Source organism: Noviherbaspirillum pedocola, from assembly GCF_016632335.1.
GTDB lineage: Bacteria > Pseudomonadota > Gammaproteobacteria > Burkholderiales > Burkholderiaceae_D > Noviherbaspirillum_A > Noviherbaspirillum_A pedocola.
The window spans coordinates 259,683-271,285 of the sequence record NZ_JAEPBG010000006.1; the positions used below are offsets into that span (position 1 = coordinate 259,683).

General features: G+C 57.6%; 10 protein-coding genes. 4 read left to right on the top strand and 6 right to left on the bottom strand.

The genetic code is table 11. The annotated features are described in order from the left end of the window. Positions 1-44: 44 nt before the first annotated feature. A complete protein-coding gene (locus JJB74_RS16170; protein WP_200593319.1) occupies positions 45-323 on the bottom strand; it encodes a hypothetical protein in 279 nt (92 codons plus the stop codon). Positions 324-372: 49 nt separating this feature from the next. Beyond that, complete coding sequence (locus JJB74_RS16175; RefSeq protein WP_200593321.1) at positions 373-903, bottom strand: hypothetical protein; 531 nt, start codon at positions 901-903, stop codon at positions 373-375. On the opposite strand from JJB74_RS16175, the gene JJB74_RS16180 reads away from it, so the two are divergent. Together JJB74_RS16180 and JJB74_RS16185 are read left to right on the top strand one after the other, a co-directional pair. Continuing rightward, entirely contained in the window at positions 902-1,192 is a 291-nt protein-coding gene (locus tag JJB74_RS16180; RefSeq protein WP_200593323.1) for a hypothetical protein, read from the top strand. The two genes, JJB74_RS16175 and JJB74_RS16180, sit on opposite strands and share 2 nt — an antisense overlap. A gap of 81 nt (positions 1,193-1,273) precedes the next feature. Further along, complete coding sequence (locus JJB74_RS16185; RefSeq protein ID WP_200593325.1) at positions 1,274-1,678, top strand: response regulator; 405 nt, start codon at positions 1,274-1,276, stop codon at positions 1,676-1,678. A 39-nt stretch (positions 1,679-1,717) separates the two neighbouring features. On the opposite strand, the gene JJB74_RS16190 is transcribed toward JJB74_RS16185, so the two are convergent. Further along, positions 1,718-2,173: a response regulator gene (locus JJB74_RS16190; RefSeq protein ID WP_200593327.1), complete on the bottom strand. Its 456-nt coding sequence runs from the start codon at positions 2,171-2,173 to the stop codon at positions 1,718-1,720. 9 nt (positions 2,174-2,182) lie between these two features. Next, positions 2,183-4,492, bottom strand: a complete 2,310-nt coding sequence (locus tag JJB74_RS16195; protein WP_234484215.1) for an ATP-binding protein — start codon at positions 4,490-4,492, stop codon at positions 2,183-2,185. Positions 4,493-4,863: 371 nt separating this feature from the next. Between JJB74_RS16195 and JJB74_RS16200 the strand changes: the two genes are divergently transcribed. After that, complete coding sequence (locus JJB74_RS16200) at positions 4,864-6,756, top strand: hypothetical protein (protein WP_200593329.1); 1,893 nt, start codon at positions 4,864-4,866, stop codon at positions 6,754-6,756. A gap of 90 nt (positions 6,757-6,846) precedes the next feature. Here the strand turns inward: JJB74_RS16200 and JJB74_RS16205 are convergent, their stop codons facing one another. Together JJB74_RS16205 and JJB74_RS33940 are read right to left on the bottom strand one after the other, a co-directional pair. Next, positions 6,847-7,224 carry an STAS/SEC14 domain-containing protein gene (locus JJB74_RS16205; protein ID WP_200593331.1) on the bottom strand — a complete coding sequence of 126 codons (378 nt, stop codon included), beginning with the start codon at positions 7,222-7,224 and terminating at the stop codon, positions 6,847-6,849. Between the two features lie 510 nt (positions 7,225-7,734). Continuing rightward, positions 7,735-10,332, bottom strand: a complete 2,598-nt coding sequence (locus JJB74_RS33940) for a bifunctional diguanylate cyclase/phosphodiesterase (RefSeq protein WP_200593333.1) — start codon at positions 10,330-10,332, stop codon at positions 7,735-7,737. Between the two features lie 125 nt (positions 10,333-10,457). On the opposite strand from JJB74_RS33940, the gene JJB74_RS16215 reads away from it, so the two are divergent. Further along, positions 10,458-11,603 carry a diguanylate cyclase domain-containing protein gene (locus JJB74_RS16215; protein ID WP_200593335.1) on the top strand — a complete coding sequence of 382 codons (1,146 nt, stop codon included), beginning with the start codon at positions 10,458-10,460 and terminating at the stop codon, positions 11,601-11,603.

The window sequence follows — 11,603 nt, forward strand, 5'->3', positions numbered from 1 at the left end:
AGCGTTTTTTTGGGCGTGGGCCTATAGGCTTGGCCTGCGCCGTTCTACAGGTGCCAGGTGCGGTGCGCACCCGGCACCGCGGCGGCGGAAGCGGCTGCGTCCGCTGGGTGGTCCCCCTCGTAAAACCATGCGATCTTGCCGTTTGTCTTCCAGCCAAGCTCGAGGAGCTTCTTGCGGTCCTCGGCCGACATCGTAGAAAGTAGGAAGTCCTGCAGATTCAGCGGTGCCGGCCCCGACGAAAAGGCGATCGTCGGATTCGGCGTGTATTTCCTGAAGATCGGCGCGGCGGCCGCGATAACAGATTCGAGTTCGGTCAGAGTCATTGAAACCTCCCTTTTCGTGCAATTGACGCGCCCAGTCGGGCGCTGGACCTCATAAGCCGGTCCTTTCGATGCCCGGATCCATCCGATCCGGCGCGTAGAGATTGCGCTTCAGCAGTTCGTCGTCCGATATCTCGAACCGCTCGCGTTCGTCCTCGGAATAGCTACGCACTGGCCCATTCAGCAATACCGTCGACAGCAGGCGATAGCCCATCCACGCCAGCATCAGCGGAAACGCCACCCCGTATAGCGTTGCCTGCATCACGGTTGCCGCCAGCCCAAATACCGCATTGGTCTTGCGCACGTTGAGTACGGCCATGCCGATGCAGATCGCCACGCCCGCGCCAATGATTACAAGCATCTGTCTGGCGGTACCGACTGGCAAACCGCGTTCGGCCAGGTATGTGGTCCCGTAGATCAGCGAGTCGGCAAACATGAACGCCACGAAGGAGCGCTTGGTAAAAAGCCGGAAATTCGCATGTTGTGGCTTGCGGAATGTCGCCAGGTAGACGACTGCCGATATTGCGACGACTGCGTAGATGACATCAGTTGCGACATTCAACCAGTTCACCGGCGGGTTCATGGCGTCTCCTTCGAATATTGTTCTCACACAGCATGCCACCAGCGGCCCCTACCGCAACCGCTTTGCGCCGCAAATCTCCTCCGTGGGTGCGGATATGCGCAAAAGGAAGGAAAAAAGCGACAGCCTGTTTCTTTGGAGAAAAATATGCGAAGATAGTCCCACAGACTTCACAGCCCGGCAAACAGTTTCCTTGCGCGCGACGCCCCGGGCGCTGGCGCCGGTCGCAGCAGCTGGATTACGCAGCAGATCTCAGGTTGCTGAACTCTTTACGGAAATCCGGAATGACTGATTGCGATCGTGACGACATAACGGCTGATTCCGCTGCCAGCGGCAACCTCACGTCCGCACCGGGCGGCAGCAGGAGTAATAAATGAGCACGGAACTACGCGTACTCGTAGTCGACGACATGGCCAGCATGCGCCGCGTTGTATCCGCACTTCTTGTGTCCATCGGCTATTCCAACGTTGTGGAGGCCGACAATGGCAACACGGCGCTGGTTCATCTGCGGCGCGATCGTTACGACTGCGTGGTATCGGACTGGAACATGCCAGGCATGACGGGCATCGATCTGTTGCGCACGATGCGCGACGATCCGAAGCTCAAAGAAATCCCCGTGTTGCTCGTCACAGCCGAGGCGAGCCGGGAAAACGTGCTGTGCGCGGCGCAGTCGGGCGCGAGCGGCTACATCGTCAAGCCGTTCAACAGCGCCACGCTCGAATCGAAGATGAGCGCGATCATGCGCCGGCATGGCAAGGAAGTGCCGAAGCGGAATTAGCACGGTGAAGGCGGCTGCCCGCAGGGCATGCAGCCATGGCTAACTGCGGCGCAGCACTTTGGCATGGCCGGGCGGCGGTTCATTGACCAGAGCCCAGAAGATGCCGAGGTCAGCGATGGCCTTCATGAAGTCGTGGAAATGCACTGGCTTGACGACATAAGCGTTCACGCGCAGGTGATAGCTGCGCAAGACATCCTGCTCTTCCTGGCTTGTCGTCAGCATCACCACCGGCAATCCTTGCAGCTCTTCCGATTTCCGTATTTCGCTCAATACCTCCAGCCCGTCCAGCTTGGGCAGCTTCAGGTCCAGCAGAACCACCGCTGGCTTGCCCTCGGGGCGATCCGCATACTCTCCGCGGCGGTACAGGTAGTCCAGCGCTTGCGCACCGTCATAGGCAACGACCACTTCATTGGCCAACTGGCTGCGCTCCAGCGCAATCATCGTCAGCTCCAGGTCCTTCGGGTTGTCCTCGACCAGCAGTATGGGTTTGAGCATTGTGTGCCTTTACGCTGGAAGCGTCTTGGGTATCGAGAACGAAAACACGGCGCCCTGATCCGGCGTCCCTTCCGCCCATGCATGGCCGCCATGACGCTCGACGATGCGGCGCACGTTGGCAAGACCGATGCCGGTGCCTTCAAATTCGTCCATCCGGTGTAGGCGCTGGAACACAGCGAAGAGCTTGTGCGCATATTCCATCGAAAAACCGACGCCATTGTCGCGCACATGGAAGATGAACGCATCATCGCTTTGTTCACTGGAGATGCTGATTTCCGCAACCTCCCGGCCACGGCTGTACTTGACCGCGTTAGCGACCAGATTGAATACCGCAAGCTCGATGAATGTCGGATCGCATTCAATTGTCGGCAGCGGATCGATTTTCCAATGGATCGTGCGGTCCTTTGCTTCGGTTTGCACTCTCTTCACTGCGTTTTTCACGATGGAGTTCATATCGGTCGCTTTCGGATGCAGGGCCGCTCGGCCCATCTGCGAAAACGACAGCAAATCGTCAACGAGCTTCCCAGCGAAGCGTGCTGCCTCGCCGACATAGCGCAGGTGGCGGTTCGCTTGCTCGTCCAGTTTCCCGGCCTGTGAATCGAGCAGCAGATCCGTGTAGCCAACGATGTGCCGCATCGGCGCACGAAGATCGTGCGAAACCGAGTAGGAGAAAGACTCCAATTCCTTGTTGGCGCGGCCAAGTTCATCGGCCAGTGCTGCCATTTCTTCCGCACGGGCCAGGACAATGCCGAGGATGGCGCCGCGAAACTCCAATGCCGTCTCGATCTCGCTTTCTTGCCAGGGGTCAGATGTGCCACGCACTGTCTGGCGCCAGGACTCGAAGCTTTTTCGCGGCGAAAGCGGCGTCGCCTCCTTCTGCAGCATGGCCTTATGCTCGGGGTTGCCGGCCCATTCCACCGTCCGAACGACTTCAGGGCGGAACCAAATCACGTAGTGCTGGTAGTTGCCCGAGATCGCGACGGCAAGCATGCCGCTGGCGCAGGTCCTGTATCGTTCTGCCGCCGGGTAATCGCGCGAGAGCGCCCGGGTGTGAAAGACTTCCCCGGCTTCTGCTCCCTTGTGAACGGCAAGCCACTCGACCAGCTTGGTGACCTCTGTTGCATCGGGTGTGTCGCCGAACAGGATGGTGCGTCCTTCGAACACCAGGGCCGCGCCAGTGGCGTTCATCAAGTTCAGGAGATCCGCCGACGCATGACCCATGCTCGACACGAATTCGTCTCCCTGGCTCAGTGCCGCCAGCAAGGAAACGAGCTTGCCGCGCAATGCAAGTCGGTAGGCATAATCCTTTCCCTCAATGATCGACTCGATCCGCAATGCAAGAATCTGACCAAGCTGTTCGCACGCAGTGCGCACCTCAAAGGGGAGATACTTCGCCGTCGCGTTGTGGCAGGAAATCATGCCCCAGAGGCGTCCCTTGATCACGAGAGAAATCGACATCGAGGCGATCGTGCCCATGTTCTTCATGTACTGCACGTGGACTGGCGAGACAGCGCGCAGTACTGCATGCGACAGATCGGTGGGCGCGTTCGTTACGGGATCCAGCGGCGGCACCAGCGGCGACGGCTGATAGTTGGCGTTGGGGATCAGACGTATCGGGTTGGTGGTATAGAGCTTGCGCGCTTGCGCCGGGATATCCGAGGCGGGGAAGCGTTGTCCAATGTAGGAGGGATAGCTTGGCTCCAGGGTCTCGGCGATCACCTGCGAATCGTCGTTATGGTCGAACACATACAGGAAGACGCGGCCAAACCCGGTGACCTCGCGCAGCACGCGCACTGCATAATCGCTCAGCGCCTCGACCTCGCTCACATGCGCGACCCGTTTCAGGAAGGCGCCCAGCAGCGAATACAGCGACCGGAAATCGGCGGGATGGCTGCGGTCCACGGGCTCGAATTCGACCAGCTTGGCCTTTCCGACGCAATGCGCGATGACGTCAAAGCAGCCGATATCGGTGAGTTCGACGATACCCACGTATATCGGGTCGTTTTGCTCGATGGTGGCCGCGAGGGCGGTCGCAACGGCATCCGCACCTTTTTCGCCAATGAGACTTTCCAGCCGCTGCCCCAGGATGCCGGCAGCCGGCATGCCGAAAACATCGGCGGTATTCGCGCTGATCTGCTGTATCACGCAGTCTCCCTCGGAAACTGACAGGAGGAATCCGTGCGGTTGAATGGAGCCCGGGATATGGATCGGCTCGCGGTCGCATTCAGTCAAGTCGACTTGCTCGGAGAAAGGGTATTGGGAAGCGGGATTCGGCATTTGAATGGTGACAGAGGCAATGGAAGTGCAGGCGGCCAGCATAAGCGATGGGTACGGCCGGGGCACTGAGGACAGACGCAGCTATTGCTGCAAACTTGATGTTGCGCCTTCGAATAGGGCGCGCAAGGCAGTGCTCGGTGTGCATCGACGCTGCAGAGGCAGACATGAAAAAACCCGCGATCGTCTCCGATGCGGGTTTCCTCTGAGTCTCCTGCGCAGCCTGCCTTGGGGCATGGATTTTGTATGTCACATTTTGATACATTTGTTCCAAACCGTCATCTTGCACTGCACAATATATGTTTGGGTGAAAAAAAACCCGCACCGTGGATCTACCCGTTCTAAAAAGGTGTTGGTAAGCGGGTTGTAATTCCGTAAAATCCCTTGACGGTGTAATGCTTTCAGGGGATTTTGTTTTGCCGAAGATATTTCCGGGAGAAGATGGCGCAGAGGGAGGGGAGTCTACTGACTCGCCCGAAAAGCCGCGCTCTTCCTCGAAAAAATCAGCCGGTGCAGCAGGGTCTTCCATTCCCCGCATCCCGCCGCCGGTCGAGGGCATCCAGGTCAACTTCTGCAAGGCCCCAACCTGTTCCAACTTCGGCGTCCCGCCTAACCCCATCAGCAGGCGTGGACCGGGCTCCTCTAGCCACGACACCTACGTGCTGTCGGGCGGAATCAGTAAGCGCGGCACTCCTCGCACAGCCATCAAGTGCAAGCTGTGTGGCGATACACCCCCGCTCAAATCCAACTTGGCTATCGCTCAGGAAGTCGCGCGGCTCATGGCCTATCTCGACGGCGAACCTGAGCCGTCCTGCCAGAACTCGGCTTGTGCCCAGTTCGGCTTGGGAGTTCACTCCAACCGAAGCCGGTACATGAGCCATGGCCGTACCGCTCATGGCTCCCCGCGCTTCCGCTGCAAGGAGTGCGGGTCTACTTTTGCGGTCGGCGGCCCCACTACTGGCCAGAAGAAGCCCCATGAGAACCGGGAAATCTTCATGGAACTGGTCAACAAGGCTCCGTTCCGCCGCATCATGGAAAAGCGCGACATCTGCGCAGCCACGCTCTACGGCAAGATTGACTTCCTGTTCGCCCAATGCCTGCTCTTCCTGGGCGACCGGGAAGGCAAGTTACTGGAGCGGCTGCCTTTGGGTCACCTGTCTATTTCCGTAGACCGGCAGGACTACTACACCAACTGGACCCGGCGGGAGGACAAGCGCAATATCCCGCTACATTCGGTCGTCTCGGCCGACAACCGCACTGGCTACGTTTTCGGAGCGCACCTGAACTTTGACCCCCGCTTTGACCCGGAAGAGGTCGAAGCGGATGTCCGGTTGGACGATGACGACCTGCTGCCGCAGGAATACCGGCGTAATGCCCGGTTCTGGCTCAAAAGCGACTATGACGCTTCCATAGCGGCGACCGCTGCAAGGAAGCGGTATAAGGGGAAGAAAACGGTGCTCGATGCGGCTGCGGCTCGGTATGCCACGGCGGCCGACCGGGAGGACGTCGAGGTATCGGACGAATTTGACAGGGAGATGCAGTTGCCGGGTACCGGGATGCAGGTTCACGGTGAGTACACCCTCTACGCTCATTTCCAGGTACTCAAAAGGTCGCTGGCCGGCGCACAAAGCATCACTTTCTATCTTGACCAGGATGCTGGCATGCGGGCGGCCTGCTTTGCTGCCTTCCATGAGGAGATTCAGCACGACTTCGTTCATGCCTTCTTCGTTACGGTCAAGAAGGAAATGACCAAAGGCCAGAAGTTGGCGGCCTTCAATGAGGCGCAGAAGCGGTTTGCGGCTGCCAAGGCGTCGATGGGGCTGCTGGACGACGAGTTCATCAAGATTGCGCTCATCAAGGAGCAGTTGCCATTGATGAAGGAAATCGGCGGCTACAAAGACAAGTGGCTCCTGCATCCGCTGCCGACCATGAACGAGCCTGAAAAGGCCTTGGCCTACTTAACCGCTCGGCCGGATTCCCAAGTGAGCGAGGACCAGTTGGCGAAGATGTACCTGTACGGCTCGATGTACGGGGCCGACCGGTTCATGGAGCTGATTCGCCGCCGGCTGAGCCCTTTGGAGCGAGCCCTATCAAGCTCCAGCGCGGCCGGCCGTATGTGGTACGGCTATGCGCCCTACAACCCCCGAATCATTGAGAAGCTGCTGCTCCTGCTTCGGGTCTACTGGAACTATTGTTTTGTGCCGAAGGGCAGTAAAGACGGCAAAACACCGGCTGAGCGGCTGGGGCTGGCAAAAGGGAAACTACGTGTCGAAGACATCCTCTACTTCGACGGAAACAAGAAGCCGTAGCGGGTGAAGATAGCGCGCGCAACATGAAAGACTCACCTCAGGCTCCTGTTGGCAAGGGGCAGACATTGATTCTTTAAAAGAGGGATACGTCTATATCGTTTCCTCTAGCCACAAGATTGCCTGTGCCATGTCGTTATAGAAGACTCGGTACGCACCTTCGCCGAATTGCCCAAAAGCGATTCGAGCCAGATAAGCGATACGAGTATTGGGGACCAAAATGGCTCTTCGTAGCGGAATGGGACCTATCTGTTCCCAAGCCTCCGAGTCCATTTTCTGTTGTAACAGAACCATATCGACCGTAGGGTCTTCCATCTCCAATGCGTCATATAACACCTTGACCTGACTCGTGTCCTTCACGAGTTCGAAAATACGATGCTGACACTCTTTCAATATCTCTTCATCGCATCGTCCACGTAGGCGTGCCAGAACGATTTCGCCTACCGGCTCTACCCAAAGCTGCTGATTCATCTTCAAAGTCACCGACGTTATAGCTGGACTCGATACTTTATCAGAAGCGTCGGGTATAGCGTACCTGCATCCTTGTTGGCTGTTTGACCATTTAGGCAAGAAAGCCCCCAAAACCTATCGGGTTTGGGGGCTTCTCAATCAAAATGCGCCTAAGGCTTCACCAACACCTTTTTAGAACGGGTAGACCGTGGATACGGGCGGGTTGCAATCCATCCTTGGTAGGTTGGAGGAGACGGTTCGAAGATTACCTTCACTTCTACATCTGATCCATCAGCGGAACACCTAATCGCTTGTAAGAATTTTCTTGCAGTGCACAAGGAAAACGTTCGGTCTCTACTGGTATTCACGGATACGATATTTGGTATTGGGAAATGGAATTTCCGCATCGCCCGCGTGGTCGCTATAGTTGCACTTGTCTCCTCCACCCTCCCAAGGATGGATTAACCCGCTCCCTGTGAGCGGGTTTTTTTTGCTCTACGCATCGAGAACGATCAGGCTCGCCGGCAGCATCTATGGCCGTATCGCAGGGAAAAGCTTCTTTCGCTGGATCAGCGCGGCAGCATTGTCCGGCGGCACCGGCTTCGAGATGAAATAACCCTGGATTTCATTGCAGCCCAACGCCTGTAGCGTGTGCAGCTGTTCGACGGTCTCGACGCCTTCGGCTACAACGAGCATGTCTATCGCATGCGCCATTGACACAATCGCGCGGAATAGCTCGACCCCGGACGGCTTCGCCAGTTGCGAAGTGAATGCACGGTCTACTTTCAGGCCCTGCATGTCCAGATGCTGCAACTGCGACAGCGAAGAATAGCCTGTACCGAAGTCGTCTACGTACAGGCTGAGCTCCATTCGCTGCAGCGCTGCAATTTCCTCTGCTGCGATCTTGCTCCCGGCTACCGTTTCGGATTCCGTGATCTCAATCTCGAGCAAGGCGGGCTCGATCGCATATGCCTTCATGCAGTAATGAACTGTGCTGCTCACACTGCCGCCATTGATCTGCCTCGCAGAGACGTTCACCGCGACTGGCACGAGCGGTATACCGTCGCGGCGCCACTGCGCCAACTGGCGACATGCCTGGTGAATGACCTGTTCGCCAAGCGGTACGATGAGCCCTGTCTCTTCAGCGACTGAAATAAACGCATCCGGCGGCACCATGCCGTGCTCAGGATGCTTCCAGCGTACCAGTGCTTCGAGGCTCGTGATCTCGCCTGTGACAGCGTCGACGCGTGGCTGGTAGTGCAGCAGCAGCTCTTCATGCTCGATGGCATGCTTCAGCTCCTTCTGCCAGTTCAATCTGCGGACCAACTGATCGGACAGGTGAGCATCGAAAAACCGGTAGCCGCCCTTGCCTGCTTCCTTCGCCGAGTACATTGCGATATCGGCGTTCTTCATCAGCGTTTGCATATTGTCGCCGTCGCGCGGAAACACGCTGATACCGATCGACGCCTTAATGGTATGCGCGTGGCCGCCGGCGACTACGAATGGCTCTCGGAGCCGCTCGATGATGCGGTTTGCGATAGTCGCCGCGTCGCTTTCGCCGTCGATGGATTCGAGCACAAGCATGAATTCATCGCCGCCCAGGCGCACGGCGCTGTCTGTGGGGCGTAAAACGCCCTGCAAACGCATGGCGGCGGCACTGAGCAGTTCGTCTCCGGCCGCATGCCCAAGCGTGTCGTTAAGCAGCTTGAAGTCGTCAAGATCGACGAAGAGCAGCGATAGGGGGCGGTGCGCATGTTGTACCCTCTCGATAGCTCTGGGCAGGTATTGCGTCAACCAGTGCCGGTTTGGCAATGACGTCAGCGCATCAGTGTGCGCCAATTGCTCGAGTCTGGCTTCATGCTCCTTTATCGTGGAGATATCCTTGACCGTAATGGCAAGGCCAACACCGGTCTTCGCCATGCGGCGTTGGACCCAGCGCGGCGGGTGCGCAGTACGTTTGGGGACGTAGATCTCATCCTCCAGATAGCCAACTTCCATCGCGCGCCGAAACTCCGGAAGCGGATTAGCCACTTCGCCATTGCCGTAAAGCTGGCTCAAGGTCATGCCTACGAGTCTGTCACGTTCGATGCCTTGGTTTACCGCGCCCTGGTCGTTGCAGTCCTCGATGACGAAGTCAGTGATGTTCGCCGCGGCGTCTTGCACAGGTCGCAGGATGTAAAACGCATCTTGGGTATTTTCAGTCGCGATCCGGTAAGCATCACGCACCTCGCTTCTATATTTCCTTTGCTGGTTCCGCCACCGCGTGTAGAGCGTTGCAGCGGCGGCCAGCAGCACGAGAAACAGAGTGCCGATAGCGAGAATCATTACCAGCTCGCGCTTGCGGGGGGCAAAGGCCTCATTGCGCGCCGGTATCGACATTCCGGCCATTGAGAACACGGGATATCCCCGGACTTTTTGCCATGCCACCACGCGCGGGATATGGTCGTAGAACCGCTCCTTTGGCGCGATGCCTACTCCGGAATCACGTGTGAAGTCGGTATAAGAGTCGGCCATGGGGCCACGGGCACTTTTGTCCGCAGGTGTCTTCGCAGCAAGAAATACGCCGTCGCTCTTGCGAACCGCGATGAAATCGTCCCTATCCGCAGCACTGGCATCGCGAAACGACACCAGGTAGTCGGGATCAATAGCGACGATAACGATGCCGTCGAACATGCCGCGAGCGTCCTCAAGACGGCGCGAAAGAACGATCTTCGGCTGCTTGGTTCGCATCCCAATCAGGGGGTCCGAGATCAGCAGCCCTGCGTTGGCATTGCGTTGATGTTCGAGAAAATGCGCAGTCTTGCTGATACAAGGCGTTTTGCGATCGAACGGGGTGGTGCTGGTCACCAGGCAGCCATGACGGTCGACGATGGAAACGATCAGTTTGTTCTCATCCGGGATCAGCCCGGCAGCAACCTGCCGCTCCAGTTTTACATTGCCGTGCGTTTCTCCCCAGTGGAATTTCAGGCTGAGCAGCAGATAATCGATTTGGGAGAGCGTGCGGTCGAGCTGTTCGGCATAGGCCTTCGCCTGCGCGGAGACGGACGCTCGCATCTCCTTATCGATCCGGGCCTTCTCTTGGGCGATGGTTCCGAACACCCATGCCCACAACAATCCGATGAAGAGCACAACCGACGCTATCGGAATAATGCTGGGTACGGCCTGAGTGCGTAGCGAAGAAGAAACCATAATGGGATGACGTTGCGGCAGCGGCGATCCGTGTTTTCAAAAAATCGAGCGTCATCGATTGCCAAATGGAAAAATACGCAAAGATGTTAACTTTTCGCAATCATACAGCGTTACAGAAATCGTGCGGAATGCGTCACACGAAACAGAAGAGCGCCTGTTTCGCTGGCGCGTATCGCGCACAGAAAGCTGCATACCTGTTGTTGAATAATTTAAGATTGCCGTTTTTTCCGGCGCGAACCGCATTGGCGGTCGATATCAACGTTCGCCATAGCAAAGGTATCTGCCCCTTGAAACTACTTGTCGTCGATGACTGCGTCCGGCATGCGCAATCTCTCGCTGAGCTGCTGCGTATGCGTGGATATGCCGAGGTAACGGTGGTCACGGACCCAAGCGCGGTAGCAGCGTTGCATGCTGCCCAAGACTACGACCTGATTTTGCTTGATATATGCATGCCGGGGCTCGATGGCCTGGCTGTCATGGAGCGCCTGCAGGCAGAGTCGAACGGCCATCTGTTACCGATCTTTGTCGTGACCGGGTACGGCAGCCGTCGAAACGAAGCGCTCGCCGCCGGCGCGCTGGATGTCGTCACCAAGCCATACGACCTGAACGAGCTGGATCTACGTCTACGCAACGCTCTACGCGTTAGGACGCTCGTCAAGGATCTGTCCCGACGCTCTGAAGAACATCGCTTAATGGCACTCCATGATGCGCTGACCGGCCTACCGAATCGTCGTTTGCTCCTCGATCGGATCGACACCGCGCTTCATCTGGCAAAGCGAAACAGCAAGCATATGGCGCTGCTCTACATCGATCTGGACGGTTTCAAGGAAATCAACGACCGCCTGGGTCACGCAGCCGGCGACGAACTGTTGCAACACGTGGCCAGACGCTTGTCGCACAGTGTGCGGCAGGCAGACACCGTGGGACGCCTTGGCGGCGACGAATTCGTGATGGTGCTTTCGGAGATCCGTTCGCCGGAAGAGGCTTCTGTGCCGGCCGACAAGGTGATTCACACCTTGTCATCCGCTTTCGCTGTGGGCGGGCGTGAGGTCGGGATCAGCGCCAGCGTCGGCATCGCCGTCTATCCTCAACACGGGAGCGCAGCGTCAGATCTGCTCGCGCATGCTGACGCCGCACTGTATGCCATGAAGATTTCAGGCAAGAATGGCTATCGGTATGCCGTTGATATCGCCGTTGACGGAAAGGCGTAG

What these genes read in the sequence shown, in the direction of transcription:
- JJB74_RS16190 (WP_200593327.1), bottom strand. Translation starts at nt 2,173, where the DNA reads ATGCTCAAACCCATACTGCTGGTCGAGGACAACCCGAAGGACCTGGAG.
- JJB74_RS16185 (WP_200593325.1), top strand. Translation starts at nt 1,274, where the DNA reads ATGAGCACGGAACTACGCGTACTCGTAGTCGACGACATGGCCAGCATG.
- JJB74_RS16195 (WP_234484215.1), bottom strand. Translation starts at nt 4,492, where the DNA reads ATGCTGGCCGCCTGCACTTCCATTGCCTCTGTCACCATTCAAATGCCG.
- JJB74_RS16180 (WP_200593323.1), top strand. Translation starts at nt 902, where the DNA reads ATGGCGTCTCCTTCGAATATTGTTCTCACACAGCATGCCACCAGCGGC.
- JJB74_RS16175 (WP_200593321.1), bottom strand. Translation starts at nt 903, where the DNA reads ATGAACCCGCCGGTGAACTGGTTGAATGTCGCAACTGATGTCATCTAC.
- JJB74_RS16215 (WP_200593335.1), top strand. Translation starts at nt 10,458, where the DNA reads ATGGAAAAATACGCAAAGATGTTAACTTTTCGCAATCATACAGCGTTA.
- JJB74_RS16205 (WP_200593331.1), bottom strand. Translation starts at nt 7,224, where the DNA reads ATGAATCAGCAGCTTTGGGTAGAGCCGGTAGGCGAAATCGTTCTGGCA.
- JJB74_RS16170 (WP_200593319.1), bottom strand. Translation starts at nt 323, where the DNA reads ATGACTCTGACCGAACTCGAATCTGTTATCGCGGCCGCCGCGCCGATC.